Below are 26,560 nucleotides of genomic sequence, written 5' to 3'. Positions count from 1 at the left end.
GCTGTCAACAGGAGGATGGGTGCACACCCTGACCAGCAAGCGCGTAACGAAGTTTGCTCGAGACTTCGGTTTCGAGGGCACCGAAGCGGATCTGTTCGAGCGTTATGTCGCTGCCAGCTATCTCTTCCAGTATGTTCGCGATGACGTGGACGCGATCGAGCGGTCGATTATCGGTGGCGGCAGCGATGAGGGGATCGACATCGGTGCTGTGATCGTGAACGGCCGGGTCGTGTTCGAACCCGGTGAGATCGACGAAGCGATCTCCGATCAGACGACGAACTCTGCCAAAGTGATCTTCATTCAAGCCAAGACGAGCGAATCTTATGACTCGAAGCTGATCGCCAAATTTCTCCATGGTGTCGAGTCCGTCACCAAGTATGCGATGAACTCGGTAAGTATCAAACTTCCTCCGCGGCTCGTCGATCTGGCCAGCCTGATCGAGAGGATCGCCGAGAGCGGAGACAAGTTCCAAGACAGCCGGATTCCTTGCGAAATCTACTACGTGACTACCAGCTCCCACACGGGAGAGAGCGCACAAGCAGAGCTGCAGATCACCGAAGCTCTCGACCGGATTCGCAAGATCGGCGCCTACTCGGAAGATCTGAAGCTCCGAACGCACGGGCACGAAGCACTCGCCGCCAAGCAGAAGGAACGGTTCGGACCCCAAAAAATCCAGTTCAACTTCGAGAAGCGCCAGACGATCCCCGCTACCGAGAGGGTGAGCGAGGCCTACATCGGGCTGATCTCGGCAACCGAGCTGATGAAACTCCTCAAGGACGAGACAGGCGACATCCGGCCCGGAATCTTCGACGACAACGTGCGCCTGGACCTCGGCCCGCAAAACCCAGTGAACAGCAGGATAATGAGCACGCTTCAATCCGTGGAGCGTGAGCACTTCCCATTCCTGAACAACGGCCTGACACTCATCGCCACCGAGCTCCGCGGCCTCGGAGACCGGTTCTTCATTTCCGGCTACCAGATCGTCAACGGCGGTCAGACCAGCCATCAGTTGATCCGATGGTCCGAATCCGACGAGGTGAAGAACAAGCCCGAACTACTGGCCGAACTCTGGATTCCGGTGAAGATCGTCAGCTCCAATGATTCCGGCGTGCGGACCAGCGTCGCAATTGCAACAAATCTCCAAACCGCGATCGGCTTGACCGACATCCAGGCCAGCTCACAGATTGCAAAAGATGTCGAAGAATACTTTTCGCAATCGGGGATAGACGGCCTCCGCTATGAACGGCAGAACCGCGGATCGGCACTCGAATTCCCGCGCACCCGTGTCGTAACGACGCTGGAGCTCAATCGGGCCGTTGCGGCAACCCTATTTGGCGAGTCTTGGCGTGCGATCGGATCTCCGAAGGATCTTGAGGCTGAAGATTCGTTCGTGTGGGGTGCTTACCCGGTTGAGATGTACTTTTACGCAGCATGGATTATCTATAGAATCGACAGGTATTTCGCACGCACACCTGAATCCGCCACTCTGAAGGCTGCAAAATATCACATCGCTATGACGGTCTCGGTCCTGGTGAACCCCGGACTTGTGCAGATCTTCGAAAATGGTGTCACCGAGGGAACAAGTAAGTTCCTCCAGAAAGCCAGAAATCTCAAACTTCGCGTTTCAGACAAGGTTCTGTCGGACCAAATCGAAGCAGCCATCGTCATTGCGGCAGAACTGGCCATCAGTGCTTTCAAGGCTCCTCTGTCCGAGGGACGAAGCCTGCGGAAGGACGATGTGCGCAGTCGGCGTAGCCAGGAGGCGATGCTGGAAATGGCCAAGAACGCCGCCACGAAGACTAGACGTTGAGAATTCGCAGCAGCAGCAAGTCTTGAGGCCGGACCGCGGAGGGGAGTTTACTGTCCGCCCCCTGACGTCCGCCCCTGTTTGCCCCTCCGACCCGCAGTTTTCGGTGTGGTGTCTGGCTGGTGGGGCAGGGACACTAAACACCCCCTGCGGGAGCGTTTAGTGTCCCTGCCCCACCAGCCAGACAGTTGAGATGTGAAGTACTGGCCGGAGGGGCAAACAGGGGCGGGGAAGCCGAGAGACGAGACGAAAGAGACTGGACGGAAAGAAGACTGGACCGAAGAACTGGACGGGCGAGGACCGGCAGGGAGGAGCGACCGGCATCGGATGGGTTGCATGCGGTGGTCTCAGCGATGCCGAGATCGGTGTGACCGACGTGATGATGCGAGGACCGGCGCCGCGGATGAGGTTCCGTCTTACGAGGCAATCAGGATGTGCGGCTACTTGCCGGCGAGCTGCCGAGGATTTCTGCTTACGCGGTAATCGGCGACAAAGTGATCACGCACCGGTGGCGGAGATACCCGCGTAAGAGGTGAAGTGTCCTCCCCGCTTATGCGGGAATACTCTGCCCGGCTGGATGTGTCGGTGCCTGGTGATACGAATTTTGTTGTGAGTCAGCAACATACGCATACGACGTCACGTATCACGAAGCGGCACGCAGTCATACAGAACCATCCCGATCGTGTGCTGTGGGTCCTCAGCAACGCCGACTGGCAGGTGATGCTGGACAACAGCGACGCCCTGAAATGTCCCGAGCCCGGCTGCTCCGTCCGACTGTTCCCGCGCCCGCGCAAGTCGACGAGCAAGGTCGACCGACACCTATGGCTGGGACCAAATCACCGCGGAGGTTGCGAACACTGGGTAGGCGGATCAGATGGGGGCGGACCGATGACGGCCCGACACCGGTGGGTCCAGGACCTGATTTTGACCACCTGCCGCGAGCTCGGGTACGTCGCAATTCCCGAGGATCCGCACACCCGCGCGGACATCTTCGTCACCGATCCTGCCACTGCGCTGGAAGTTCAGTTGCGCCCCACAGCGTTTCGCGACCGCACCGAAAGCCGGCGGGACAAGGGCGCCGACACTATCTGGTTCGTCTCCCATGATGTGGCCTGGCGGAACGCCAGCGTGCGTGAAGCCCTCACGCAATTACCGTCGGCACGCTTCAAGATCTACGATCGGCACGCCGAGTGGCGGCGCGACACTCCCGAATTCGCTCCCTGGGACGACCTATCCGGCGCGCTCGATCGCTATGCCGACATGCGCATCCTCGCCACCATATTCAAGCTCGACGCCGCCGTCAGCCCACCACAATTGACGCGTAGCGGCCTGTCGCTCCGCAAATTCCTCGACGAAGTACTCAGCGGCCAGCGGCGCTGGATCCCCCCAGGGGAAGAAGGCATGCCCCTCGACAATCGCGGACGGCCACGATCCGGGTGGGTACGCCTGAACGAACTCGATCACGTCCGATCGGCCATCCGAGCCACCGCCGTGCTGCTGCCCACGCCGGCGAAGACCGAAACCGTTCGCCCGACACCGAGTCCGAGCACCTCACCACCTGCGCCGAATGCACTACGGCCCCAGTCAGTCTCACGGCCATCGGACCCGCCCGACGACTTCGACGGATGTCTGGCGCTGGTTGTAATCGCGGTCGTGATCATCGCGATCGTCGCCCTGCTCTGGTGGCTGCTCTAAACCGAGTCCACAGTTCCGCCGGAGAGTTACCTCCTACGAGGTAAATTGGTCCCTGCATATTCCGCACAGGATGGGTCCCGCGTCGATGATCTTCTTGTGCGCGCGGATCCGTCGCGGTGGCTGACAATGACACATCAGCGGGCGCCCATTCCGGTCACGGGTACGGGTATCTCGCTGTCCGTCTTCGAATTCGGTATCACCTTCGCCATCAGGATCGGTCGGCGCGGAATCCGTATCGGCTACACCATGTTCGGGTCGGCGATGGGCGACGATCGCATGATTCAGCAGATTGATCTCACCGCGATACTGGTGGGCGGTAGCGTCGCGAACAGTCGTCAATGACCACCCCAGTCGTTGATGCCGAGCGACTGCCAGCCCCATTTCCTCGGCCAGTGCCTTGAATTTCTTATTGTGGTAACGGCCGTTGTCGCTGGATTCGGCCACGCCCCTAGCTCTCGCAAGTCCGTGTGCCGCCTCGTGCAGCAACGTGCAGAGCACCTCTTGTGCGCCGGACGCCAATCCCTCCGCGCCGACGAAGAGCTCGGGCATCCACACCCCCGCACGTTGCCACCTGTCCGGACCGAAGTGACCGCGCCGAACGGCACGTCCGTGTCCCGTCGAACCAGACGCAACTGTGACCACCACATCCGGGACCTCCGGATGCCGCAGCCGAATCCCCTCCCAAACGGTGTCGATCGCCGTTGCCAACGGACCGCCGATAGCCATACGAACCTCCCTTCCCGCATAGGAGGTAAACGGTTCATCGCCTTGAGAACCTAGTCCATTATTCTACGCTCTTCCCTCTTAAGCAGTAAGACCGATCCGGTTAGAGAACACACCAAACCGTCTGTTGCGCTTCGTAATTCGACATCGCACCGAGGGATACCGTTGGAAGATGACATCAGATTCCCCCTCACATGCAACGCCACCTGGTCAGCCGACAGCCGTCGGTGGCGGGTCTGCGCCGGCCATACCTGGCCGCGCGGTCTCGGGCAGCGTTGAATACTCGGTCTACGTTCCAGTGCCGACTGAGGACGGCGAGCAGCGCGGTGACAGCTTCCGGTTCATCGTGAACGGCTTGGCGCTACCCCAGACCGGGGATGTCCTACAGTTCGATGGTCCAGGGGCAGTCCTATCGCTCGTGGTCTCCGAGGTGGTGCATTGGTTCTTCACCGCGAACGAGTCGCAGACCGACGATGTCGTGGTGACTGCAGACCCGCACCCCGGGTGTTTAGGCACCGCACGTCGGCTCCTTGACACGGCAGTCCTGCACCGTTGGATAGATCAGTTTCCTGTGGTCGAACGCATGGAATCGCGTTGATCGAGTCGGCGGCTTCGATCTTGAGCCCATGCCAGATCGAGTACCGACGCGTAGCATGACCAACCGTGGAAGCCGCTCTCTCGGACCTGCTGACGCCGCTGACGACTGCGCGCCGTGAGCACACGCTTGAAGTGGGGCGCAAGGTGAAGAGGGTTGCACACCGGCTTCCGGAAAATCTGCGGTCTGAGACGGTGGTATCGGCGTACCTCCACGATGTCGGATACGGGTATCCCGACACGGGATTTCATCCAATCGATGGTGCAAACCTGTTGGCGGCGCGGGGGTTTTCCCCCATCGTGTGCAATCTCGTGGCTTTCCACTCCGCGAGTACGGTTGAGGCGGAGGTACGAGGGATTGAAGCCGAGGTCTTTGATCGGTTCCGTCTCGTCGACGTTGCTGGACTCGATCGCGCAACCGACTTGGTCTGGTGGGCCGACATGACTACCGGACCCAACGGCGAGCTGTTCACCATCGATCAACGACTGTCAGAGATTCGGGATCGATACGAAGCCGGCAGCATTGTCCGTACTGCCATCGACCGCTCTGAGCCGCTACTCCGCGGAGCGGTTCAGCGTGTCGAAGGGTCGATGTAGGGCTCGTTCTTGGTGAGCGCCCATTCGATTCGCTTCCGTTGGCTCGGGTCCATAGCAAGCTCCGGGATTCGATCGATCGGTACCCACTCGACTCGGGTGCTCTCACTGCTAGGAGTTGGCTCGCCCCCGACCAGCTCGGCTGCGTAGATGATCGTGAACTCCTGGCGCACCTCGTCGTTGCTCGTGTAGTGGATGACGTGAGTTGGATCGGTAAAGATCCCGACGATTCCGGTCAGGCGAATATCCACGCCGGCTTCCTCCAGGGTCTCCCGAACCGCAGTACGGCTCAGAGACTCTCCCGGATCATGCGCGCCGCCTGGCATAGACCAGTTGCCGTTGTCCGATCTGCAAATTAGAAGGACCGTGTCGCCCTGGCGTACGAAGGCGCCAGCGCTGGGCCGGACGCTATTCGCAGCGGGCGCGTTCGGGTCTTGGTGGTAGTCGATACGTCGTCCCATGAAGATCAGAGTACTGCGGGCCGACCGGTTGCCCAGGCCGCTTCGAACGACTCCAGGTAGTAGGAGAAGAGCCGCCCACCCGGGACACGTTGCAGGTGTTGAACGGGCGATTTCGCAGCATACGCACCATAGCTATGCGTGTTCACCAGCATCGAATCATCGAATCGGTAGATGCTGTTGTACAGCGTAGTTCGATGGTCACGAATCTCTACACCAGGCAAATCCTTTGTTTCCCAGAGATATTCGAGAGTCGAGTGACATCGCTGAGGTAGCGACGGCAGACCCTCTTCGCCAGCTCTGGCCTTGACGGCATCAGAGTCCCACTCCCCTAGCAGGATACGAATCTCAGCTCCGGCAGCAGACTTCGTGCGAACAACGTTGACAAAGTCGAGCGACTCGACAAGGAACCCGCCAGCGTAAACGAGTACTTCGATGTTGGCTGTCGCCCGACCCATGAGCGAACGCCAAACCTCGTGTGGCACTTCGGGTCTGGTTGGCCATATCTGCACGATCTCCGATAGCGATGCGCTAGACGCACGGTTTCCATCTAGCAGTTCGGGCCAGAGATACGCTTCGTCTCGCCCGAGCGTACGAGCCACTCGGAGGCGCATCGTGGGATGAGGGCATCGCCCCTTAGTAACCCATCGCTCAACGGTTTTCGTGCTCACGTTGAGCTGTTCAGCAAGACCGTACTTGGTCAGATTCGAGGCCGCCATCGCTCCTCGAAGGCGCTCATTCGGCATACCCAATAATACCGCCAAAACGTCCCAATGTGTCCCACTTACTTGGTTCCGGCGTCCCGCCGAATCGCGTGAATATAAGTGTGCTCAACAGCACGAGAAAGACTATCCCCCAACCAAATTCAAGGGCCCCCGGCAGTTCCAGCTACCGAGGACCCCTATGCACCAAAGCGGTTCCAGCCGCTCCAGCAACTCTTCAATCCCCAAGTGACAGGAGCCCTTGAGGCATGTCCAGTGTAGTCGGCCGCCCGGCCACATCCGAACCCACCGCACTCCGCCCGACGCGAGCCGCCATACGTCCTGCCGCACGGTCTCGCTTCGAGCGCGCCGTTGATCCCGACAATCTGCTCTCCCCTGATGAACGGGCCTGGCGGGCAACGCAACTGGCAGCACAGTCGCAGCTCGCGCGGCAGAACCGCCGACACGGACGCGGGTCGCGTGATGCGTGATTCCATGGGTGCCCACGTTTCCAAGGTCAATAGCTACGGCCGCCAGCAAGACATTGACGAAATCTTCGTGACCACCAGCGTTCAGGGTTCTTTCCGAGTCCACTATTTCGAGTCCATCGATCGCGTATGCGTCGATATCCAGGGTTCACCCTTCGGCGGCGATGTCTCGATGCAGTTGTCCCTGGACCAGGCGATGCTGCTGCGCGAACTCCTCGATGCCGGCATTGCCGACGCGATCGCGGCCACCAAAATCGAGTTGTCGGGCGGTGCCGCATGATGTTGCCCACCCCGGTCCTTGCCACCCTGTTCGTGCTGGCGATGTTCGTATTCCTCATCGCGCCAGACGTTTTCCTGCTTGTCGTGTTCCTCGTCGTCGTGTGGACGATGTGGCGGCACCGCTCGTACCGGCGGGGGATGCGGCGATGAACCACTCCCAGCACCATGGCTACACCGTCGGCGGTTACGAGCCCTCCACCGGCTACGAGACCGCGAATGCCATGCACCGCAACATGTATCGCTCGTCGAACTTGATGGTGAATACCGCGCACGCGATTCCGCCAGAACACCGCCTGAAGGTCTTTCTCCTCGTACTCGCCTTCGCGATGGGTTTGTACACCGGCGTGCTCCTCTTCGGGAACCGCACCTACCCGCAGCCCGATGTTGTGTTCTGCCCCGCTCAGACAGCCGAACCGGTTGCGGTGGTTCCGGCCGAGTGCGGTCAGCGGGAGGTGGCGCGGTGAGTCGTCGACACCAGGCCGATCCGATCAATGGGGTCGAAGTTGTTCAGCGGCACTGGCCGTTGGACGGGCCGTACACGGCCGAGTCAATCGTCGCTGCCACTGACGCGATCGGGGAGCTGCATCGGTACCTCGCCCATGCCACGATTGGCTCCGCGCGGAACGCGCTGCCGAACGCACCAGGCGCCTATCCCCTCTTCGGGAACCTCGCCTACTCCGCCCATATCCACGGGGAAGTACTCCGCAACCTGTCGCGCTGGGCTGGTGACCTCGCTGGCGATTCCAGCCTCCGTCACGACGAGTATCGCGGCCCGGATCAGACACCCGCTCGGACCGCTGCACAGGATGCTGCGGGCGAATTGCGCCGCGCGGCTGGCTCTTCCGAGGCGGTCGGCAACGCCGTCTCCAATGCGCACGGAGCTATCGGTCACCTCTACCACGAATTGGATCGGGGGCTGGACCGATGAAGTTGCCGACTGCATGGAGTCGAGCCGAGTGGGCGCGCGCTGCCGCTCCGGCAATCCCACGAATCGATGTCGACCACGGTGTGATGCGGTCGGAGGCCACCAGCCACAGGGCGGTGAACATCGGAGAGAACACCTGGGCCTTCACCGGCTTGCCTGGCCGCCAGTTCACCCCGCAGCAGGCCAAGGCCGGCATGCGGCTGGCCGTAGCCCCGGACCGGCTGGAAGCTGCGGAATGGGCAAAAGCCTTGGGGCTCACCCTCAACGAGGCCGTGGGGCTTATCCGCACAACCACCGCGCCGGTCGAGAAGCGCACCACTTCGACCGAGGTGGATCGCGAGTGGGAGCTGGATCGATGATCGGCCCCAAAGATGTTCGTAGCCGCGATCTACCGGACGCGTCCGGATCACGCTTCGGCGTGCCCACGTTCTACTGGGGTACCGCTCCGAGCGGACTCGCCACACGTCGTCAACTGCGGCAGCAGGGTCTACGCCCTAATGGTCAGGATATCGCCGCTCAGGTGGTCCGGCCGCGCCGCGGCGGCCGAGAGCCATTGGCCGCCTATCTGTTTCATGTCGATCAAGCTGCGCCGAAACGGGAAGCTTCACCGGCACAGCTTGCTGCGCTGGCGAAAGCTACCCGAGAACGCCAGTTGCGAGCGTCGGAACGGCGTGGCCTAGACCGTGACGACTTCAATCACCCCGTCGAGTGTGGTCCGCAGTGGGAATCTCCCGCCCCCGCAAGTACAGGCATGGCCGAGATCGCAGCCACCGCGACCTTGCACTCGTTGGAGCGGGATTGGGGGCTGGACCGATGAGCGGATCGCATCGTGATCATCACCAGGGAATTCGAACGACCGCGCAGAGTATGTGGTTCGACGAGCTGCCCCACACCGCACATCTCGGCGAGCAAGGCTGGCAGGTCTCCTGGCTGCCCGACCGCGACAATCTGAGTCTGGAGCAGGCACGCGACGCCTTGCTGATGGCGAAGTTGTCGACGAGCTACCGCATACGGGAGCTGGCCCGACGGGACTGGCCGCGAATTCAGGAGCTGGCCAGGGGCATCGGAGTGAACCCGCGTGACGCGGTCAAACTGGTGCGCGACGCCGAGGCCCACGCTCGGAACCATGCGGTGCCGACGGTGGCTGCACAATTGCCGCACTTGGCAATTCACCAGGATGCGCACCCGGAACTTTGGGATCGGGAGATCCGCGTCGATGCCCGCCCACCGACCGTGCGCACCCCCGGCCGCGTACCGGGGCAGTGGCTCAAGTCGGGTGAATTCCTCGACTTGGAACGGGGGCAGGACCGATGAGCGCTCCGCAGTCCCCTGACGCCCTGCCCTCGGGCGAGATCATCACAGCACACGCCGCACGGGAGTTGACCGACCAGATCAACAGCCTGGTCTCGAAGGCGTGGGAGCTGATCCAGCAGGCATACCTCACGCGCGTCTGGGTCGCACTGGATTACAGGTCCTGGGACGACTACTGCGCGGCCGAGTTCGACCGCGCCCGCATCCGAGTACCTCGCGAGGAACGCTCCGAAGTCGTTGCGTCCCTGCGTGAAATCGGGATGAGTACCCGTGCGATCGCGGCTGCCACCGGGCTGAGTCAACCGACGGTATCCCGTGAACTGTCCGGAGGTGATTCAAATGAATCACCTGACTCGGTGGTCGGGTTGGACGGTAAGTCCTACTCGACGAAATCGAATGTTCCTGAACAGTTTTCGGATCACGATCCCGATGAGCTCAGCGACATCGGCTCCGCGGACGGCCGGAGCACCAGTGCGGCCCACACATCGAAGCGCGCGCCGATCACGAAGTCATTCGACGCCGCCCGCCGCAAGCTGTGCAGCGACGCCAAGACGCTCGCTCGTCTCATCGAGGACGACCGATTCGACCGGTACGCGACCCAACTGGCAGAGCAGCATCTCGGCGATCTGTGGCGGGCGCGCGACGCCCTGCAGGCCGTTCTCGACCGCCTGCCCAACCCCTTCGACGAATCCCGGGAGGGATAAGCCATGCATCTGATCAACCCCGACAACCCCAACAGCGGACCAGAGCGCACCGACTCCCCAGGTGTCCCGCAGATCGTGCAGATGGATGCCGCCATGGCGCGGCGCGAGCTGGAACGCAACACCAACAACCGGCCTGTCCGGCTGGCACGTGTGCAGCAGTACCTCGACGACATGAACGCTGGCCGTTGGCGTTTCAACGGCGAAGCGATCAAGTTCGCCGAGGATGGGCAATTGCTCGACGGTCAGCACCGTCTGATGGCGTTGGCCCGTACCACTGGGCTGGTCCTGCCGATGCTGGTGGTGCGCAACCTGCCCCGCGACACCCAGGTCACGATGGACCAGGGCACCAAGCGCAGTCCCGCCGACCAGCTTGCACTCGCCGGACTGGCCGGCCACAGCGTCACCATGGTCGCCGCTGCACTGCGGGTCTACCTGGTATGGATGGAGGGCAACCTCTTCGGCGACGTCGTGCGCAACCCTGCCCCGGTCTCCACGACCAAGGTGGTGGAATTCGCCGAAGCCTACCCCGATGTCGTCACCCGCGCCGAACGCTTCGCCACGGTCGCTACCCGCGTGAAGTGCCGCCCTGCGGTGGCCTGCGCGGTCGCGATTCGACTGTCGGAGATCGACGACCAGGCCACGATTGAGTTCATCCGGTTGTGGGACACCGGCGTCGGGCTCGACGTGGGTTCGCCGATCCTCGCCCTGCGTGAACGTCTCGATTCCATCCGGACCACCCGCACCCGGACCAGCGACCGCGACTTCATCGGCCTCATCGTCGCCGCCTGGAACCACTGGCGCCGCGGCAAGCAGGTCTCGAAGCTCCAGCGCCCCAAGGGCGGCTGGACACCCGAGAACTTCCCGGAGCCACGATGACCGGAAACTCCTCCGGGGCATCGTTCGATCGCGTCGTCGACGCTCTGCGGCAAGTAACGACCGAGGCCGCGACCCAGTCGGGGCAGTGGACCAAATTCCGTTGCCCGGTACCCAGTCACGGCCGTGGGAACGGCGACCGGAACCCGTCGCTCGGAGTCAAGTACGACCCGCGGCGTGAGAAGACCATCGTCACCTGCTTCAGCGGTTGCGATCAGGACAACGTGCTGGTGGCGGCGGATCTGCGCGTACGGGACCTGTTCGATCATCTGCCTGACCGGTCCCGCACCGACGGACAGCGTGTCAACCAGCGTCCGCAACCGACACTGACAACGCCACCGGCTCGAAAACAGCAGCCACACAACCACACTCGCGATTTGGGAGCGGCCACCGGTCCCAAACGGCGAGCAGCCGTCTACACCTACACCACCGCGACCAATGACCCTGTCGGGCAAGTAATCCGGTACGAGGTGCCCCACGAGCGTGGCGTCGCCAAGGACTTCAGCCAGCGGCGCTGGGATCCCGATCGGCGCATGTGGGCTCCGGGTGGCTTCGCACCGGTGCTGTACCAGGCCCCGACCGTGGCATGGGCTGTCGCGCAAGGCCACCCGATCCTGGTCTGCGAGGGCGAGAAGGACGTCGACCGTGCAATCCAGGCCGGATATCCCGCGACCTGCAATGTCGGTGGGGCAGGCAAGTTCCGGCCCGAACACGCCCAACAGCTGCGCGGCGCGGCGCATGTCGTCATCGTCGCCGATCGTGACACCCCCGGATACACCCACGCCGCACAGGTTTACGACCGCGTAAGCGGCTTGGTGAACCGTGTCGACGTCATGCACGCCGCGCACGGCAAGGATCTCTCGGATCACTTCGATGCCGGCCACGGCATCAATGATCTCCACGTCATCGATCCCAGCCAGCTCGCTCCGTACCGCTCCGGTGCGCACGAGCAGGGCCGCAGCACCGGACCCCGGCGCCCGGCATCGGTTTCGACACCACCGCATCCCGGGTGGACACGGCCGGAGATGGATTGGGGGCTCGATCGATGACCGAGCCGAAGCAATCCCGGGCGTGCGGCTGCGGGGAAACCAGCATCTCGCGCGGCATGTGCAAGCCCTGCTACGACCGCCACCGATACCGGCAGATCGCGTACAACCGTTGGAATCCGCGAACATCCGCCGACATTGCGCGGACCCATCTGCAGCGACTGCAGACGGCGGGGATCAGCCCGCACCAGGTGGCGCAGATGGCGGGGCTTGGGCACGCCACCGTCGCCCGCATCACTCATCCCGAATGGGAACGCATCAGCACAGAGGTCGAGACCGCCATCCTGGGCATCGAGGTTCCCGACCGGGCCGCCGATGTCCTCGCGCCGACGGCTTTGGTTCCCGTCCTGGGTGCGAGGCGACGCGTCCAAGCCCTCATCGCGCACGGGTACCCGCAGCGCACGCTTGCTGACTCGTTGGGCGTGCATGCCGGCAGCCGGACCATGAGTGCTCTGGTCGGGCGCTCACACTCCGGTGGGGGCATCTCGAAATCGATTACCGCAGAGCGTGAACGCGCGGTCAGAGCGCTTTTCGACCGATTGCAGATGACACCGGGCCCGTCGGACCGCGCACGCGCCTACGGCCGACAGCGCGGGTGGCCGCTGCCGTTCGAATGGGACGAAGACACCATCGATCAGCCCGACGGGACTCCGGTTCGAGCACGGTGGACACCGGCGTCCAGCCGCGAAGAGCGGCGCGAGCAGGTCCGCGCGTTGACCGGTTTGGGCTTGCCTGCCTCGCAGATCGCGGACCGGCTCGGGATGACCACCCGCTTGGTGGAACGGGACCGGCACGCCACGCTCCCCACACCCGCACGGCCCGAATGGGACTGGGGGGTCGAACGATGACTCGTCCCCATCCGGATCCGCGACTGTGCTGGACCGACCGTGACGGACTGCTGACGCGGTTCACCAGCCAGCAGTGGTGCATCGATTTCGCCACCCTGCAGTTGCTATGCGGCACCGGCCGCAGCCGCACCTACGAATTGCTCGCGCGGCTGCGGAGCGGTTTCGGCGTCCTGCGCTCGGTCTCGATCTTCCCGGACAACGCCGACCGCGAAGTGACCGTGGTCTGGCCCTGGCCGGCGGTCGCCGCCGAACAGCTCGGGCATGCAGTCTCCAGCTGGAATCCCACCCGCACCAACATCGTTCACAAGCTCGCCGTCGCCCGTGCCCGCGCCGCGCTGTGCGGACTGGACCCCCAGTTGTGGGTGCCGGAACGAAAGCTGTTGCGCGATGCCGCCATTGCGACCGGACAACGACCCGGCGGGTTGACGATTGTCGACCAGTCCGGTCTGCTGCCGCAGCCGAGCAGCGGCCTGGCCCGCGGACACGTACACGACGGCCGCTACCTCTACCGCGACTCGTGGCTGTCGGTGGAGGTGGAACTCACGCTGAAACGGCCGTCACGAAAACGTCTGGTGCACACCGTCTTCAACGCCTACCAGCGTGCCCGCACCATCGGCGACGGACTGCTCTACCTCTACGAAACCGACGTCATCGGCAACGCCCTCGACCGCGCGGTCACCGAGCTGATCACCACCGGCCGCATCCCCGAGCACCCCGACATCCGCCTGCGGTCCCTGCAACGCGTGATCCAGGACCGCTCCATCGATCTGCCCGCCCCGACGATCCGAGAGGAGCGCGCCTCATGACCGCCCTGCACCGCGCACCCGCGCCGGTCGACGACCATTGCCGACCGCTCATCACCCCGCTCGACTGCGGACCCACCACGAACGTTCCCGCGCCGACCACCGAAGCCGCTGCACCAATCGAGCAATGTCGGCCGTTGATCACCGCCTCCGACTGCGGCCCCGCGAGGGAAACCGGCGCAACCAGCATCGCCCCCGAGGAACCGGCCTGGCTGCACTTCATGAACACGCACGACCCGAGTCTGACCTCCGACACCTCAGGGCTGGGAGATCTGACCACGCTTCTCGCCGACACCGGTGCCGCGGTCGGGTTCACCGGCGCGGTGTTCGCCGCCGCGACCGTGATGGCCGCCCGCCAGGGCTGGGATCCCGCGCGGTTGCGGAACTACGCGGGAGGGTCGCTCGTGCTGCCCGCCACTACGGCCGCCGCGACCACTTCGTTGTGGACTCCGCTGCGGCTGTATGTGGACGGTGCCGTGCTGGCGGGCGACGCGGAGTGGCTGGCCGGCGCACTGCAGATGAGCGTCACCGGAATTCCGTTGGCGCTCACGGCAGCGACCTGGTGGTGGGCGCGCCGCTGCAACCGTCTGCACACCGTCGGCAAGAGGAACATTCCGGCCACCGAACGGGCGCAACGTCGCGAGATCGACGCCAAATTCCAGGCCGCTCGCACTCTGGCGACCCGCGCGACACCCCTCACCATCGTCACCGGGCACGGCCGCGGGCACCGCCAGATCGTGCTCGGGCGCCGCGCCGAGCAGGTGAGCCAGCATCGCAAATCCGTTGCCCAGCAACTCATTTCCACCACCGACACGTTGTTCTCCCTGCCCTACAGCGCGGTGCGCAAGAACATCGGCGTGCTGGGCGGTCCCGGATCCGGCAAAACCACGGGCCTGTGCCGCTTGTCGGTGGCCTCGCACCTGGCAAGTCACGAACGCTATCTCGCGGCAGCATCAACACCTCAGGCGACGCGAAAAGTCTTGGGCATCAAGCCGAAGCGCGCGATGAGCCTGTTCCTGACGTGCAAGGGCGGCATCGAGGACCTGGTCACGTGGGCGGAGCTGAAGGCCGCGTTGCTGGCCAGCGGCGTGCATCCTTCGCAGATCGGCATGCTCCCCGCCGACAAGATCAACCTGTGGGGGTTGCCGGCCGGACCGCTCCGCCATGTCATCGAAGATCTCGCTCCCACCGCGAAGGCCAGCGACTCGGCACAGAAGTTCTACGAGGAGCTGCGGATCTCGCTGGTGCACTTGATCGTCGACGCACCCGATCCGGATGCGGGCAAAGGTCCCGGCGAGAACACTCCTACCGCGTCGAAGGTGTTCATGGACCGGTTCGACGAAGTATGGCTCTGGTACTCGTGGGGCGGAGAGTTCAACGCCGACGGCGCGATGGTCATGCCCACCGACCCGAAGTACAAGCCCGAGCTGAAGGCCATCGCCGCCGCATGCCAGGGCAAACAGCCCGTGTTGCCTGCAGAGGCCGCGCGTTTCGACAACCTGTTCCGTGAGCTCGACGGTGTCTTCGACGGCCCACACAACCTGCTGGACAAGGCGTACTGGTTCATCACCGTGCCCGGCACCGCGCAGAAGTCTGTGGCCACCTCGCAGGCCAAAGCGGTGATCAAGCTTGTCGAGCAGGTCGCCGCCACCGACCACGGCCGCGAAATCACCTTTGCCATCGATGAATTCTCTCGGGTGTCCGAGGGCGCGAGCCTCACCGACGCCTGCGAGGCACTGCGCTCCCAAGGGGTGGCATGCATTGTCGGCGCGCACTCCTTCGAATCGCTGGCCGGCACCGACCGCGAGGCCAAGCAGCTGATGAAGGCGTGGTCGGGCGGGCTGCTGTGCTTCGGACTCGAAGGCCCCGACGAAATCGTCACCCTCTACGGCACCCGGCGAGCGCTCGAACCCTCGCGGCACACCCTCAAGGACCGTCACGGCGACGAGGGGCAGGTCCGCATGCAGGACGCGCTACTGATCGACCCGAATCTGTTGCGGCGCTTGGAACCTGGCGACTGCGTCTACGTCAACCGCGGCGTCGCCACCTGGGGACGCATCACCCCGTTGAATCCCGACGACATTCCGCTGCGCCCGATGGAGCCCGTCGCGGGCGGCGCAGCCCAGCGTCGCGGGCGGTGGATGCGCGCCGGCACCGCCCTCATCCAAGGCAAAGGCGCACCCGCATGAGTCCCGAACGCGACTTCGGCGCCCACGACGACCAACCCGATGACCCCGACGATCAGGAGGACGACCACAGCATGATGCCCCAGCCCGAACCCGACGACGAGCCCCTCGCCCTCGAAGCGTCCCAGCAGTCTCCCGATCGATTCGACGTCGATACACCGAGTGTCGGCGAGCTGTACGCGATGTTCCCCGACGCACTGCCGAAGAACCACCCGGACCGACGCCGGCGACATCTCGCGGCCGTCCCGAATTCCGCCGATCTCGCGCTGTCCCCCGACGAGTGCGAGGACACCCTCGATCCGCTTGTCGCCACGGCACTTCGCCTGCGGCTGGCGCTGGCGTTCTGGTGGCGACCCGGCGCGACGGCCGCCGCAGTGGTCGTGATCGCGGTGTGTGCCTTCACCTTCGCCGGAGCGATCGTGGGCCTCGCCTGGTGCGTCTACGGCACCGGGTGGGTCGCGCACGGCGTGTGGCACGCCCACGGCCGTCCCAGCCTGCGCCAGCTCTATCACCGCCGACACGACAGCGCGTGAGACGCCGACTCCACGACATCAGCAGCTCATCAACCGAAAGGACACCACAAACCCTATGAACACCAATGGAATCCACTCCACCGAGCCCGGCGAGGACGACAGTGGGAAGGCTGTCGAGCTGGCAGTCATTCACCACTGGCTCAGCTCACTCGCCGTCATTTTCCGCGGCCACGTCGCCCGCGCCGCCGCCGAGCACGAAGCGCACCTGCGCGGACTGATCACCCGCGACGAGCAGGACTCCAGCGAGGTGCTGCTGCGCGGCATGTGGCACATGTTCGCCGAGGCCGTACTCCGATCACCGCTGCCGATCAAGGACATCGGCCGGTTGCTACTCGACACCGACGATCAGATCCCCGCCGCCTATCGCGCCCTGGATCTCGAACATCCCCCCGAAACTCCCTCAGTCACTGGCCCCGCCTTAACCATCGCCCAAGACCTGACCGCCATCGCCCGCCGACTCCGCGCCCTCACCGCCTACCGCCAAACCTGCGACCAGGTCCTCGCGGTCGACCAACGCGCCCATACCAATTGGAGATTCGCCACCCAGCTCCTCGGATTCGACCCCAGCGACCAGCCCACTCAATAACCGATGGAGGAACCAGATCCCATGATTCGCAACCACTTTCGCACCCTCACAATCGGTGTCACCGCCGGCGCCATCACCGGCGTTGTCACCGTCGCCGGCATCATCGCCTGGGACGAGCACGATCCCTGGGGCATGCTCTGTCATGCCGTGGCACGGCGCCGTCTGTCGCCGGCCGAACGGTGGGAGCTGGACCGGCTCCGGGCCGAGCAGGCCAACCAGCGCAGTGCCGACGCCCGCGTCCGCGACCTGCAGACCGCCACCACGCGCGCCAAGTTCCGACCGGACCTGCTGGCCGTCGGCATCAAAGCGTCCACCCTGGAGGAGTTGCCGATACCGGCGCTGATTTTCGAAGTGCTCCGCGCGTCCGAGCTCTCCCGATCCGCGGACGGCACCATGCCCGCGACGACCCGCGACATGTGGTGGAACCAACGCAACGCGCTTCTCGACGAATTCGATCAGCGCCGCGGCTGGGACGTCAAACGACATCTGTCCGAGCTCGACCAACTGCGCCTCGATTCCGCGCAGAAAAAGGTTGCCCTGCACCGGTACACGCTGCCACCTGCGGCCGCTTCCCCTGACCTCGACCCGTTTGGCGACCCCGCGGACGACTACTTCAACGCCTCCGGCCCCTACTGATTCTGAAGGAGACCAATACCCATGTCCGACAACAGTTCCGAAGTCGACCAGATCACCGGTGAAGTGAGCCGGTCCGCGATGCGGATCGCGCAGGTCATCGGCTCCTGGCGCTTGCTGCATCCCAACGCCACCACACTGTCGCGCAGCGCACTGCGCGAGGTCAATGGCGTCCTCGCCGAGGACGCTCGCGAACAGCGACGAGCCCATGTACGGCACCGTGTCACCGTGCAGCACGCGCTGCGCACCTACCGGTGGAAGCTGCTCACCGACAGCGGAATCCGGACCGCGGACACGCTGGAAACCTGGTTCGAACGCCAGCGACTGCTCACCCAGTCACGCGAACGCATCGAAGGGTTCCTGCATGCCTCTCCGCATCTCACCGCCACCGAACGCCAGCAAGTCACCACCGCCCTGTCCGGCATCCACCGCGACCCCCTGCAGCGGCCCGGCCCCGTCTTCACCCGTCCCGCCGGGATCGAGGCACTGCGGGAGCGGCTGTCCCGGATGTTCAGTCGCGCCGCGAGCGCTCTCGACCGATCCGAACCGATACGTCCGTTCGGTGTTTCCCGGGACCGCGCCGGCCAGTTCCGTCCACAGCGGCGCCCGGATCGGTGGCACCATGACATGTCCGTCGACCCGGACGCTCCGATCGACCTCTTCCCCACCGATCTCGCGCCTGACCGCGCGAATCCTGTCACGGTGGCGCAATTGACCGAGTCCGTCCAGTCCCTGCAGGCCGAAAATACGCGTCTGCGAACCCGGCTCGCCAACGGCGGTACCGACGGTTCGAGCGCGGCGGACAACAGCGCGGCGATGGCGTCCTGGGCGGAGCAGGCCCGCCGTCTGTTCCACGATCGCGGATACACGTGGACGGAAGCGGCCGACCATCTCGGGCTGACTCGCCTGCAGCTCGATGCCGTCCTCACGGCCAACCCGCCTACACGTGCGGAGTCTGGCATGTCACCGCAGCCCGGGTCGGTCGAGCAGACCACCGATTCGACCGAGAATCGCAGTGCGCCAACCGGACCCACGCACGAACCCGACAGCTTCCGTGTCGAGGTGATCAGCCATCCGAACGACACCGATACAACCACAGTCACCGCCGTGGACCGCAACCGATTCGGCACCCCGACGGAAGCGCTGGAATGGGCCAAGCAGCAGCTCAGCCACCACGGCCCCTACACCGCGGTCACCGTGCATCCGCAGTACACCGCCACCGACAGTTTCCAGATGGAGGTGAGCCGCGGCCCCGTCTACCTGTTCGCCGGCCGCACCGACATCGTTCAGTCGCAACTGCACGACGACATCCGTGAGCGGACCCTCGAACGCGACCCATCAGACCCTCCGGATTCTGCTGTCCCCGAACAGGATCGCGAAGCACCGCAGGCCGCGCCTAGCCAGGATCGCGATCACGGCTACGAGGTAACCGTCGGTTCGGCCGATTTCGTGCAGAAGCATCCCGACATGGCCCACCGGATCGAAGTGGGCACACTGGCCGACGGCTATACCTGGGCTCTGGATCAGCTTGGTGACGACAGCCAGGGCTGGCCCGCCGACGCCGACGTCATCGTCAGGATCCGGCCCACCGGAACCGACGCGCCGCTGCATGAGTTGACCGGAACTCGGTATGCCGCGATCGACGAGGTCGCGGCCTGGCAGGAAGACCACAAGTACAGTCCGTTGGCCGAGATCGACCGTCTGCGAGGCGAATTGCGGGCCGCACAGGCTGAGGTGGGACAGCTGCGGACTGAAAACACCGAGCTGGTCCAGAAATTCGCCGAACACTCGCCGACGTCCAGCGCACCGCCGGCCACGCCGCCGACCGGCCCCCGGCTGGCTCGCCCGATCTTCGCCGGTCCGGTCATCCCGCAGCCGACCTTCAACGGGATGGACCGCTGACCGTGAAAACCAGTGCGCAACAGCATGATTCCAGTCCCGGTGATCACCGTGACTGGGCCTCGGAACCGGCCCAGTCGCAAAACCACCCCGTGCCGGTTATCAACCATCCTGTGCCGTTACCGATCAGGGATATCGATCGATGAACCCGGATCAGGCGCGCGCCAAGGTCGCCAAACTCCGCGCCCACGCCACCAGCGTCGCCGGAACCCCCGAAGCCGATCTGTTCAACGCCAAGGCCGACGAACTCGCCAAAGAGCATGGCGTGCCCCACATTTCCGAACCCGCGCCCGTACCCCCACCGAAGACGCCGCGGTCCACCGGCACGCCGCCCGGCAGCACAGCTCGGACCAGGACGACTCACGCAAGGAGGACCAGCACCATGACCGGCCCCAGCACCACCGCCAAACCCAGCCGCCCGGCCAGTGACGGCACGCTCCGCGACGCGTTCACTCCCCGCACCCGCGCCGCCTTCGGGCGCAACACTGCCCCCGGCACCGCAGTCGCCGGATACATCGTCGCCATCGTGGAGGAACCCGACCTCGACTTCTATTCCAAGGCACCCAAACTCAATCCCGACGGCACCCAGCAAATGGTTCCCGTGCTGATCATCCAGACCGATGGCGGCACCAAACCCTACGGAGGCGGACTACGGAAACTCTGGATGCGCACCGGAATCGCCGACGCCATCATCGGCGCCTGCCACGACGCCGGCACCGAACGCACCGCGGTCGGAGGCAAACTCCGCATCTGCTTCGAAGGGCTCGGTGAGCCACCGGCGCCGAATTTCACTGCTCCCAAGCTCTACTCCGCAACTTACGAACCTCCGCAGCAGGAGGCCGGCCGATGAGCGATGACAGCCGCGGGTATGACGCGCCAGCACCGACCGACACGGTCAAGATCCGCCTCACCGGCGAGCGTGCTCCAGTCAAAGCAATGATCGACGCTCTCGACCCCGTCCTCGACATCGTCCAGGACTGGCGAATCTTCCCCCAGCGCAACGAAGCCCGGATCAGCGCCTACCTGGAAGCGCGCCCACATCGCGAGGAGGGCGAATGTCACGCTTGATGTCCGTCGCACTCACCGAACGACAAGTGCGCAACCGCACGAAGACGGTTACCAGACGAGCCGGGTGGCTGATGCTGAAACCCGGCGACCGCCTCACGCTGTGCCGGAAGGTGCAAGGCCGCGGGCGTGGCGAACCGCTCGACCGCATCACCGACGTCGAAGTCACCTCGGTCCACCGAGAACGACTGGACAGCATCACCTCGGTCGAGGTGGCCGCCGAAGGGTTCCCGCACTGGACTCCTAGCGAATTCGTCGAGTTCTTCTGTCGAACCCACCGGGGGCTGCGACCCGACAGCAACGTCACCCGCATCGAATGGCGCTACACCGAACCGATCACCGAAACTCTCCGGATTCAGAGCGCTTGCCTGGCGGAAGGCAACAATCCGTGACCGGCAACGACGCCGGATTCGCCGTGGGGCACGCCAGCGGCGCCGTGCCCCACGACGTACTTCCCGGCACCGGCAGCCGCACACCCGACACCGAATCGTCGGACTCCACGAGCCGACGCCGATCCCGACACCTCACCCGACAGGACCCTCACGACATCGGCGGAGGACTCTTCGCCCGACTCGGATTCGCCTGCGGGGCAATCCTGTCCGTGCTCGGAAACTGGCTCTACACCTGGCTGCCGGCCGACACCCAACCCGACGGCTGGCGCCCCGGCGTCGCCCCTCAGATCGGCTCCGCGGTGTGGCCCATCGTCCTGCTGCTCTCGATCGAAGTGCTTCTCCGAGTGCGTTGGCGGCCCGGCCCTTGGTGGAAACTGGCCCGCTACGGAGGCGTCGGCACCGTGGCCATCGGGTCCGCCATCATCAGCTACGGCCATGTGTACAACGTGCTCTTGTCCTGGGGATATGACCAAATCGGCGCCCGCGTAGGTCCGCTCGCCATCGACGGCTTCATGGTTATTTGCGGCTTCGCCATGCTCTCGGAGTCTGCCCCCGCGCCAGACGAGCCATTACAGCATGCCCATCGAGATGACAAGAGGAGCAACATATTCGACCAGAACCCACCGGAAAGTGCTCCTACCGACGTCACGCCCGGCACAGTCGACAGGCCCGACAGGTCAGCCGACACGTACCCGACACCAGCCGACGCGGTGTCGGAAGCGGACCGCGATGTACGCATCCGAGCGGCGTACCGAAACCTTCGATCCACCCGGAAGGTGGGCGAGCTGTTCGGTCTTCATCACTCCACCATCGCGGACATCGTCGCGCAGCAGACCGACCCCGACAGCACATCCGACAGGAACGACAGTCTGTCGGCCCCCATCCGCGGGTCTGTCGGCCTGATCAACGGTGCCAAGCAAACCCTTACGGCTGGCCATCCCGACATACCGGTGCAAGACAGCCGAATTCAGAAAGGAGAAGTCCAATGACCATTCACCGCAACGAAGCTGCAACCGCGCCGGAACCGAGTCAGCCGGGCGGGATCGGTACGCGACTGTGGGCCGACACGAAGGAGGCCGCGCAGATCATCCACTGCCATCCAGAAGTGTTGCGACGCTGGCACCGCGAAGGTAGCGCACCGTTCGATCTGCCCAAACCGAAACGCCGTGGACGCCGATACCTGTGGAATGTTGGCGCCCTGCATGCGGCGATGGAGGCGATGCACACCGACGAAGGATCAGTCGCCAGCAATGGCTAGAACTGGCCGACCTCGACGACCGATAGGTGTCCCGGGCTCGGTGTCGTTGACCGAACTCAGTCCGGGACATTGGGAGGCGGGCACCTGGGTCCGGGATCGCAGCGGTAAACCACGGCGAGTCAGGCGAGTGTCCCCGGAGCGGTTCGACAGCATCGGCCGGCGTGTTCCCGATAGGGACGGCAGTCGCGCCGAGGCCGCGGTCCGGGCCGCGGCGGCGGCACTGAAGCCTGAAACCGATGCGGAGGTGACCTCGCATTCCTCGGTGAAGCAGCTGTGGGAGTCGTATCGGGCGCACCTGGTCAAGAAAGACCGCGCCGACGGAACGCTGCGCTCGTACGACCGTTGGGCCGCCATGCTGGTGAAGGCATACGGCTACCGCCGGATCGGGCCGGATGAATTCAAAACCGCTACCGCGGAAGCGTTCTTGGAGACGGTGGCCGAGGGACACGGTCGCGCGTCGATGCTCAACGCGCGTTCGATGCTGTCGGGGATGCTCCGCTTCGCGGTCCGCAAGGGTGCGATCGATGTGAATCCCGTGCGGGAGGCCGAGATTCCCGAGAACGTGGCGCCGAAAGGCCGGACCGGCGGCGCCGCGCAGATCGAGATCGAAGATCTGCGGTTCATCCTCGCCTCGGTGTACTGGTCGACGGTGCCGTGCCCGCGCAAGCTCACCAAGGCCGAGCAGAAGCGCGGAATCCGCTCCTACACACCGCCATTGGTGGCCGAGTACTGCGAGGATGCCGATCTCGCCGATCTGATCGCGATCATGGCGGCCACCGGGCAGCGCCCGAGCCAGGTGCTCGGGCTGGCCTGGCCGTTCTACAACCGCAAGAACAGGACGATCCGCACTGTCGGGAAGGTGATCCGCGTCAAGGGCAAAGGCTTGGTTCGGGTGGTCAAGGACAACGATCCGAAGAACCCGCAGGGCACCATCGCACTTCCGGGTTTCGCGGTCGACATCCTGGACCGGCGATATGACCGCCTTCAGGCTCGACAGCGGGAGAACCCGCCACCAATGGAGTTCGACCCGACATTGGCGTGCCGGCCCGCTGAGCTGATCTTTCCGTCATTCGACTGGACGTTGCGGGATCCGGTGAATGTCAATCATCAATGGCAGCGCGTGCGAGAAGCACTGGGACTGCCGGAAAACCTGAGCCCCTACACATTCCGCAAGTTCATCGCGCTGCTACTCGACGACGCCGGATTGTCGGCACGAGTGACCGCCGATGTACTCCAGCACGCCGATCCGGCAATGACGCAGCGCAAGTACATGGCACGCGGTCGCGTGCATCACAACGCCGCGGAGCTCCTCCACCAGGCGGTCATGAACGGGACGGACGAAAGCCTCGATCAAGATCGCGACGAAAAGGAACGCGCGCCGACTTCCTGGACACTTCCTGGACGGTGACCGCCCTTTAGTACGAATAAAGCCCCTGACCGGTGATATTCTCACCAAGGTCAGGGGCCTTTTTCTGCTCCCCCATCTGGACTCGAACCAGAAACCTGCCGATTAACAGTCGGCTGCTCTGCCAATTGAGCTATAGGGGATTGTGTCCCGGTCGCCCTCTCAGGCGGCCGAGAAGAACTTTAGCGTATGGGTTGTTCACTTCCCAAATCGCGGCTCTACCTGGGGACATTGTGTGGAGGGGTGACGGTGGGGCGGGGTGACAGGGGGTGGGGGTGTCGGGCAGGATGTGGGGGCGGACTGGTCTATGGGAGGAGCTTCTCGAGATGCTGCGGTTGGTCATCGGTGTCGCGGCCGGGTATGTGCTGGGTGCGAAGGCCGGGCGGGCTCGGTATGAGCAGATCAGTAAGACGACCCGCGCGATCAGCCAGAGCCCTGTCACCAAGAAGGTGGTTTCGGTGGGCAGGCAGAAGCTCGCGGATAAGTTGAGCACTCAGCCCAAGCTCGAGCCCATGGTGCCGCTGGATGAGCGGACCACGATTTTGGTGCCGCAGGAGCAGTTGCGGATCAAGTAGGGCGCACAACCTCGGGCGGGTTTCTGGCGTGGCGGCGAGCCTTCGGCCGCCAGCCGGTTCGGGGTGAGGGTGGCGAGCCTTCGGCCGCCTACCCTGCCTGGATGCCTGTCGGGCGGGTCCACGCCCTATCTGTAAGGGAGGGCGGGCTTTCGGCCGCCGCTCCCCCTCAGCGGAAGTCGTCTGATGTGCCCATGGCTTGGGCTATCAGGCTTTTGCGGTATTGCTCCAGCGCTACCAGGTCGCCGAAGAGGTTCATGTATTCCTCCGGCTTGTCGGTGGAGGAGATGCGCTGGAGTTTCGACTTCAGTTGCGCCACTTGGCGGCCCACCCATGCCTCCTGGGTGCGGGCCAGGACGCCGGTGACGAAGCGGGGGATGTCGTTGGCGGACTTCACCGGGAGCGGTTCTGCGGCCAGCTCGGAGACCAGGGCGCGCATGGTGAGATCTTCGGTGTTGTCGGCTACGGCTGTCACCCATTCGGCGCCGCCCAAACCTGCTGCGGTGCCGCCTGCTTCGGCTATGGCGGTGCGGAGGTCGGCGTAGGCGGGGTGGGTGAAGGCTTCGGGTTCGAGGGAGTCGAAGACGGGGCCGGCGTAGGCGGGGTATTGGAGGGCGGCGGCGAGGGCTTGGCGTTGCGGGAGGAGGACGGGGTCGTTGGCGCGCGGGGGTGGCTGGGGGGAATCCGGTTGGGGGGCTTCGCGTTCCGAGGTGCGCGAAGCGCCGGCGGCGCCGGGGGTGGTGCGGGCGTGTTTGCGGGCCTCTTCGCCTACGCGACGGACGACCATGGGGATGTCGTCCCAGCCGACCCAGCCGGCGAGCTTGGTGGCGTAGGCCTTGCGGAGGGCGTAGTCCTTGATTTGGGCTACGACGGGGACTGCTTCGCGGAGGGCCTGGAGTTGGCGCTCGGGGGTCATGTCCTTGGTGACGGGGTCTTCGTATTTGTCGACGATGCCCTGGATGACGAACTGGTACAGGGGGACTCGGCGCGCTACCAGGTCGCGGACGGCGCCGTCGCCGTTGCGCTGGCGGAGTTCGCAGGGGTCGAGGCCGTCGGGGGCGATGGCGATATAGGTTTGGCCGGCGAGCTTTTGGTCGCCGCTGAAGGCTTTGAGGGCGGCGGCTTGGCCTGCTTCGTCGCCGTCGAAGGTGTAGATGATCTCGCCGCGCCAGAAGGTGTCGTCCATCAGCAGGCGGCGCAGGATGGCGAGGTGTTCTTCGCCGAAGGCCGTACCGCAGGACGCCACAGCGGTTTTCACGCCGGACAGGTGCATGGCCATGACGTCGGTGTAGCCCTCGACGACAACGGCCTGATGACCTTTGGCGATATCGCGTTTGGCGTGGTCGAGGCCGAAGAGGACCTGAGACTTCTTGTACAGCACCGTTTCCGGCGTGTTGATGTACTTGGCGGTCATCTGGTCGTCGTCGAAGAGGCGGCGGGCGCCGAAGCCGATGACGTCGCCGCCGAGATTGCGGATGGGCCAGAGCAATCGGCGGTGGAAGCGGTCGATGGGGCCCTGACGGCCCTGCTTGGACAGGCCGGCGGCTTCGAGTTCCTTGAATTCGAAACCCTTGCGCAGCAAGTGTTTTGTCAGGGTGTCCCAGCCTGCGGGCGCGTAGCCGCAGCCGAACTGGTTGGCGGCATTGTGGTCGAAGTTGCGGTCGGTGAGGTACTTGCGCGCTGTTTCGGCTTCGGGCTGGCCGAGCTGGGCCATGTAGAACTCGTGTGCGGCGGCGTTCGCGGCGACCAGGCGGGAGCGGGTGCCGCGGTCGCGCTGGACCGAGGTGCCGCCACCCTCGTAGTTGATCTTGTAGCCGATGCGGTCGGCCATCTGCTCGACGGCTTCGACGAAACCGATGTGGTCGATCTTCTGCAGGAAGGCGAAGACGTCGCCGCCCTCACCGCAGCCGAAGCAGTGGAAGTGGCCGTGGTTGGGCCGGACGTGGAAGGACGGGGACTTCTCGTCGTGGAAGGGGCACAGGCCCTTCATGGAGTCGGCGCCCGCCCGCTTCAATGCGACGTACTCACCGACCACATCCTCGATCCGAACACGTTCACGAATCGCCGCGATATCGCGGTCAGGAAGTCGGCCGGCCACGGCAGCGAGTTTAGCCCTGCCCCACCGACACCTTCGACCGGGACGGTCGGCTGGACACCGGACCGAAAGCGCGTTTGGTGACAT

The 26,560-nt window shown here is 64.4% G+C and carries 30 protein-coding genes and 1 tRNA gene; 26 read left to right on the top strand and 5 right to left on the bottom strand.

Translation table 11 applies throughout. The features are described 5' to 3' along the window. Nucleotides 1-19: 19 nt before the first annotated feature. Both H0264_RS14605 and H0264_RS14600 read left to right on the top strand, forming a co-directional pair. Nucleotides 20-1,810 (top strand): AIPR family protein, encoded by a 1,791-nt coding sequence (locus H0264_RS14605; protein ID WP_181584463.1) that lies wholly within the window; start codon nucleotides 20-22, stop codon nucleotides 1,808-1,810. Nucleotides 1,811-2,695: 885 nt separating this feature from the next. Further along, nucleotides 2,696-3,502, top strand: coding sequence for a hypothetical protein (locus tag H0264_RS14600; protein WP_181584462.1), 807 nt, complete (start codon nucleotides 2,696-2,698; stop codon nucleotides 3,500-3,502). A 33-nt stretch (nucleotides 3,503-3,535) separates the two neighbouring features. Here H0264_RS14600 and H0264_RS14595 read toward each other — a convergent pair whose 3' ends face one another. Further along, complete coding sequence (locus H0264_RS14595; RefSeq protein WP_220139980.1) at nucleotides 3,536-4,051, bottom strand: hypothetical protein; 516 nt, start codon at nucleotides 4,049-4,051, stop codon at nucleotides 3,536-3,538. A gap of 837 nt (nucleotides 4,052-4,888) precedes the next feature. Here H0264_RS14595 and H0264_RS14590 point away from each other — a divergent pair. Then, a complete protein-coding gene (locus H0264_RS14590; protein WP_181584460.1) occupies nucleotides 4,889-5,416 on the top strand; it encodes an HD domain-containing protein in 528 nt (175 codons plus the stop codon). Here the strand turns inward: H0264_RS14590 and H0264_RS14585 are convergent. Continuing rightward, the gene (locus tag H0264_RS14585; protein WP_181584459.1) at nucleotides 5,392-5,874 is read right to left on the bottom strand and encodes an NUDIX hydrolase; all 483 of its coding nucleotides are present in this window, start codon (nucleotides 5,872-5,874) and stop codon (nucleotides 5,392-5,394) included. The two genes, H0264_RS14590 and H0264_RS14585, sit on opposite strands and share 25 nt — an antisense overlap. A 5-nt stretch (nucleotides 5,875-5,879) precedes the next feature. Then, entirely contained in the window at nucleotides 5,880-6,329 is a 450-nt protein-coding gene (locus H0264_RS14580) for an XRE family transcriptional regulator (RefSeq protein ID WP_181584458.1), read from the bottom strand. A gap of 642 nt (nucleotides 6,330-6,971) precedes the next feature. Between H0264_RS14580 and H0264_RS14575 the strand changes: the two genes are divergently transcribed. From H0264_RS14575 to H0264_RS14475, 22 genes are all read left to right on the top strand, one after another. Beyond that, the gene (locus H0264_RS14575; RefSeq protein WP_181584457.1) at nucleotides 6,972-7,340 is read left to right on the top strand and encodes a hypothetical protein; all 369 of its coding nucleotides are present in this window, start codon (nucleotides 6,972-6,974) and stop codon (nucleotides 7,338-7,340) included. A 100-nt stretch (nucleotides 7,341-7,440) separates the two neighbouring features. Beyond that, nucleotides 7,441-7,803, top strand: coding sequence for a hypothetical protein (locus H0264_RS14570; RefSeq protein WP_181584456.1), 363 nt, complete (start codon nucleotides 7,441-7,443; stop codon nucleotides 7,801-7,803). Further along, nucleotides 7,800-8,267 carry a hypothetical protein gene (locus tag H0264_RS14565; protein WP_181584455.1) on the top strand — a complete coding sequence of 156 codons (468 nt, stop codon included), beginning with the start codon at nucleotides 7,800-7,802 and terminating at the stop codon, nucleotides 8,265-8,267. Before H0264_RS14570 ends, H0264_RS14565 begins: the two co-directional genes overlap by 4 nt. A 113-nt stretch (nucleotides 8,268-8,380) precedes the next feature. Further along, complete coding sequence (locus H0264_RS14560) at nucleotides 8,381-8,623, top strand: hypothetical protein (RefSeq protein WP_181584454.1); 243 nt, start codon at nucleotides 8,381-8,383, stop codon at nucleotides 8,621-8,623. After that, nucleotides 8,620-9,081, top strand: coding sequence for an RRQRL motif-containing zinc-binding protein (locus H0264_RS39205; RefSeq protein WP_338040149.1), 462 nt, complete (start codon nucleotides 8,620-8,622; stop codon nucleotides 9,079-9,081). The genes H0264_RS14560 and H0264_RS39205 overlap by 4 nt, the downstream gene beginning before the upstream one ends. Further along, on the top strand, nucleotides 9,078-9,578 hold the full coding sequence (locus tag H0264_RS14555) for a hypothetical protein (protein WP_181584453.1): 501 nt from the start codon (nucleotides 9,078-9,080) through the stop codon (nucleotides 9,576-9,578). Before H0264_RS39205 ends, H0264_RS14555 begins: the two co-directional genes overlap by 4 nt. 65 nt (nucleotides 9,579-9,643) lie before the next feature. Further along, nucleotides 9,644-10,279, top strand: a complete 636-nt coding sequence (locus H0264_RS14550) for a helix-turn-helix domain-containing protein (RefSeq protein ID WP_181584452.1) — start codon at nucleotides 9,644-9,646, stop codon at nucleotides 10,277-10,279. Nucleotides 10,280-10,282: 3 nt separating this feature from the next. Then, nucleotides 10,283-11,155 (top strand): hypothetical protein, encoded by an 873-nt coding sequence (locus H0264_RS14545; RefSeq protein ID WP_181584451.1) that lies wholly within the window; start codon nucleotides 10,283-10,285, stop codon nucleotides 11,153-11,155. Then, nucleotides 11,152-12,201, top strand: coding sequence for a toprim domain-containing protein (locus H0264_RS14540; RefSeq protein WP_181584450.1), 1,050 nt, complete (start codon nucleotides 11,152-11,154; stop codon nucleotides 12,199-12,201). Before H0264_RS14545 ends, H0264_RS14540 begins: the two co-directional genes overlap by 4 nt. Next, nucleotides 12,198-13,046: a hypothetical protein gene (locus tag H0264_RS14535; protein ID WP_181584449.1), complete on the top strand. Its 849-nt coding sequence runs from the start codon at nucleotides 12,198-12,200 to the stop codon at nucleotides 13,044-13,046. Before H0264_RS14540 ends, H0264_RS14535 begins: the two co-directional genes overlap by 4 nt. Next, complete coding sequence (locus H0264_RS14530) at nucleotides 13,043-13,852, top strand: hypothetical protein (RefSeq protein ID WP_181584448.1); 810 nt, start codon at nucleotides 13,043-13,045, stop codon at nucleotides 13,850-13,852. The genes H0264_RS14535 and H0264_RS14530 overlap by 4 nt, the downstream gene beginning before the upstream one ends. Further along, the gene (locus H0264_RS14525; RefSeq protein ID WP_181584447.1) at nucleotides 13,849-16,038 is read left to right on the top strand and encodes a P-loop NTPase family protein; all 2,190 of its coding nucleotides are present in this window, start codon (nucleotides 13,849-13,851) and stop codon (nucleotides 16,036-16,038) included. Before H0264_RS14530 ends, H0264_RS14525 begins: the two co-directional genes overlap by 4 nt. After that, entirely contained in the window at nucleotides 16,035-16,568 is a 534-nt protein-coding gene (locus H0264_RS14520; protein ID WP_181584446.1) for a hypothetical protein, read from the top strand. Before H0264_RS14525 ends, H0264_RS14520 begins: the two co-directional genes overlap by 4 nt. A 55-nt stretch (nucleotides 16,569-16,623) precedes the next feature. Next, nucleotides 16,624-17,154 (top strand): hypothetical protein, encoded by a 531-nt coding sequence (locus H0264_RS14515; protein ID WP_181584445.1) that lies wholly within the window; start codon nucleotides 16,624-16,626, stop codon nucleotides 17,152-17,154. A gap of 21 nt (nucleotides 17,155-17,175) precedes the next feature. Beyond that, nucleotides 17,176-17,790, top strand: coding sequence for a hypothetical protein (locus tag H0264_RS14510; RefSeq protein WP_181584444.1), 615 nt, complete (start codon nucleotides 17,176-17,178; stop codon nucleotides 17,788-17,790). Nucleotides 17,791-17,811: 21 nt separating this feature from the next. Then, the gene (locus H0264_RS14505) at nucleotides 17,812-19,689 is read left to right on the top strand and encodes a hypothetical protein (protein WP_181584443.1); all 1,878 of its coding nucleotides are present in this window, start codon (nucleotides 17,812-17,814) and stop codon (nucleotides 19,687-19,689) included. A gap of 139 nt (nucleotides 19,690-19,828) precedes the next feature. Beyond that, the gene (locus H0264_RS14500; RefSeq protein WP_181584442.1) at nucleotides 19,829-20,536 is read left to right on the top strand and encodes a DUF2786 domain-containing protein; all 708 of its coding nucleotides are present in this window, start codon (nucleotides 19,829-19,831) and stop codon (nucleotides 20,534-20,536) included. Further along, nucleotides 20,533-20,754: a hypothetical protein gene (locus tag H0264_RS14495; RefSeq protein WP_181584441.1), complete on the top strand. Its 222-nt coding sequence runs from the start codon at nucleotides 20,533-20,535 to the stop codon at nucleotides 20,752-20,754. The genes H0264_RS14500 and H0264_RS14495 overlap by 4 nt, the downstream gene beginning before the upstream one ends. Continuing rightward, nucleotides 20,742-21,143 (top strand): ASCH domain-containing protein, encoded by a 402-nt coding sequence (locus tag H0264_RS14490; protein ID WP_244976186.1) that lies wholly within the window; start codon nucleotides 20,742-20,744, stop codon nucleotides 21,141-21,143. Before H0264_RS14495 ends, H0264_RS14490 begins: the two co-directional genes overlap by 13 nt. After that, nucleotides 21,140-22,132, top strand: coding sequence for a hypothetical protein (locus H0264_RS14485; RefSeq protein WP_181584440.1), 993 nt, complete (start codon nucleotides 21,140-21,142; stop codon nucleotides 22,130-22,132). Before H0264_RS14490 ends, H0264_RS14485 begins: the two co-directional genes overlap by 4 nt. Continuing rightward, nucleotides 22,129-22,401, top strand: a complete 273-nt coding sequence (locus H0264_RS14480; RefSeq protein WP_181584439.1) for a MerR family transcriptional regulator — start codon at nucleotides 22,129-22,131, stop codon at nucleotides 22,399-22,401. The genes H0264_RS14485 and H0264_RS14480 overlap by 4 nt, the downstream gene beginning before the upstream one ends. A gap of 127 nt (nucleotides 22,402-22,528) precedes the next feature. Continuing rightward, nucleotides 22,529-23,809, top strand: coding sequence for a site-specific integrase (locus H0264_RS14475; RefSeq protein ID WP_244976185.1), 1,281 nt, complete (start codon nucleotides 22,529-22,531; stop codon nucleotides 23,807-23,809). 67 nt (nucleotides 23,810-23,876) lie between these two features. On the opposite strand, the gene H0264_RS14470 is transcribed toward H0264_RS14475, so the two are convergent. Next, nucleotides 23,877-23,949 (bottom strand) — tRNA-Asn (locus tag H0264_RS14470). Between the two features lie 183 nt (nucleotides 23,950-24,132). On the opposite strand from H0264_RS14470, the gene H0264_RS14465 reads away from it, so the two are divergent. After that, complete coding sequence (locus H0264_RS14465; protein ID WP_181584437.1) at nucleotides 24,133-24,381, top strand: hypothetical protein; 249 nt, start codon at nucleotides 24,133-24,135, stop codon at nucleotides 24,379-24,381. 166 nt (nucleotides 24,382-24,547) lie between these two features. Here the strand turns inward: H0264_RS14465 and dnaG are convergent, their stop codons facing one another. Beyond that, complete coding sequence (gene dnaG, locus H0264_RS14460) at nucleotides 24,548-26,476, bottom strand: DNA primase (RefSeq protein WP_181584436.1); 1,929 nt, start codon at nucleotides 26,474-26,476, stop codon at nucleotides 24,548-24,550. Nucleotides 26,477-26,560: the final 84 nt, after the last annotated feature.

Source organism: Nocardia huaxiensis (assembly GCF_013744875.1).
In the GTDB taxonomy this organism is placed as follows: Bacteria; Actinomycetota; Actinomycetes; order Mycobacteriales; family Mycobacteriaceae; genus Nocardia; species Nocardia huaxiensis.
The sequence above is the reverse complement of the archived record's forward strand: the minus strand, read 5'-3'. Positions and strand labels throughout refer to the sequence as shown.

What these genes read in the sequence shown, in the direction of transcription:
- H0264_RS14600 (WP_181584462.1), top strand. Translation starts at nt 2,696, where the DNA reads ATGACGGCCCGACACCGGTGGGTCCAGGACCTGATTTTGACCACCTGC.
- H0264_RS14595 (WP_220139980.1), bottom strand. Translation starts at nt 4,051, where the DNA reads ATGCCCGAGCTCTTCGTCGGCGCGGAGGGATTGGCGTCCGGCGCACAA.
- H0264_RS14585 (WP_181584459.1), bottom strand. Translation starts at nt 5,874, where the DNA reads ATGGGACGACGTATCGACTACCACCAAGACCCGAACGCGCCCGCTGCG.
- H0264_RS14580 (WP_181584458.1), bottom strand. Translation starts at nt 6,329, where the DNA reads ATGGGTCGGGCGACAGCCAACATCGAAGTACTCGTTTACGCTGGCGGG.
- H0264_RS14575 (WP_181584457.1), top strand. Translation starts at nt 6,972, where the DNA reads ATGAACGGGCCTGGCGGGCAACGCAACTGGCAGCACAGTCGCAGCTCG.
- H0264_RS39205 (WP_338040149.1), top strand. Translation starts at nt 8,620, where the DNA reads ATGATCGGCCCCAAAGATGTTCGTAGCCGCGATCTACCGGACGCGTCC.
- H0264_RS14555 (WP_181584453.1), top strand. Translation starts at nt 9,078, where the DNA reads ATGAGCGGATCGCATCGTGATCATCACCAGGGAATTCGAACGACCGCG.
- H0264_RS14545 (WP_181584451.1), top strand. Translation starts at nt 10,283, where the DNA reads ATGCATCTGATCAACCCCGACAACCCCAACAGCGGACCAGAGCGCACC.
- H0264_RS14540 (WP_181584450.1), top strand. Translation starts at nt 11,152, where the DNA reads ATGACCGGAAACTCCTCCGGGGCATCGTTCGATCGCGTCGTCGACGCT.
- H0264_RS14535 (WP_181584449.1), top strand. Translation starts at nt 12,198, where the DNA reads ATGACCGAGCCGAAGCAATCCCGGGCGTGCGGCTGCGGGGAAACCAGC.
- H0264_RS14530 (WP_181584448.1), top strand. Translation starts at nt 13,043, where the DNA reads ATGACTCGTCCCCATCCGGATCCGCGACTGTGCTGGACCGACCGTGAC.
- H0264_RS14525 (WP_181584447.1), top strand. Translation starts at nt 13,849, where the DNA reads ATGACCGCCCTGCACCGCGCACCCGCGCCGGTCGACGACCATTGCCGA.
- H0264_RS14520 (WP_181584446.1), top strand. Translation starts at nt 16,035, where the DNA reads ATGAGTCCCGAACGCGACTTCGGCGCCCACGACGACCAACCCGATGAC.
- H0264_RS14515 (WP_181584445.1), top strand. Translation starts at nt 16,624, where the DNA reads ATGAACACCAATGGAATCCACTCCACCGAGCCCGGCGAGGACGACAGT.
- H0264_RS14510 (WP_181584444.1), top strand. Translation starts at nt 17,176, where the DNA reads ATGATTCGCAACCACTTTCGCACCCTCACAATCGGTGTCACCGCCGGC.
- H0264_RS14505 (WP_181584443.1), top strand. Translation starts at nt 17,812, where the DNA reads ATGTCCGACAACAGTTCCGAAGTCGACCAGATCACCGGTGAAGTGAGC.
- H0264_RS14500 (WP_181584442.1), top strand. Translation starts at nt 19,829, where the DNA reads ATGAACCCGGATCAGGCGCGCGCCAAGGTCGCCAAACTCCGCGCCCAC.
- H0264_RS14495 (WP_181584441.1), top strand. Translation starts at nt 20,533, where the DNA reads ATGAGCGATGACAGCCGCGGGTATGACGCGCCAGCACCGACCGACACG.
- H0264_RS14490 (WP_244976186.1), top strand. Translation starts at nt 20,742, where the DNA reads ATGTCACGCTTGATGTCCGTCGCACTCACCGAACGACAAGTGCGCAAC.
- H0264_RS14480 (WP_181584439.1), top strand. Translation starts at nt 22,129, where the DNA reads ATGACCATTCACCGCAACGAAGCTGCAACCGCGCCGGAACCGAGTCAG.
- H0264_RS14465 (WP_181584437.1), top strand. Translation starts at nt 24,133, where the DNA reads ATGCTGCGGTTGGTCATCGGTGTCGCGGCCGGGTATGTGCTGGGTGCG.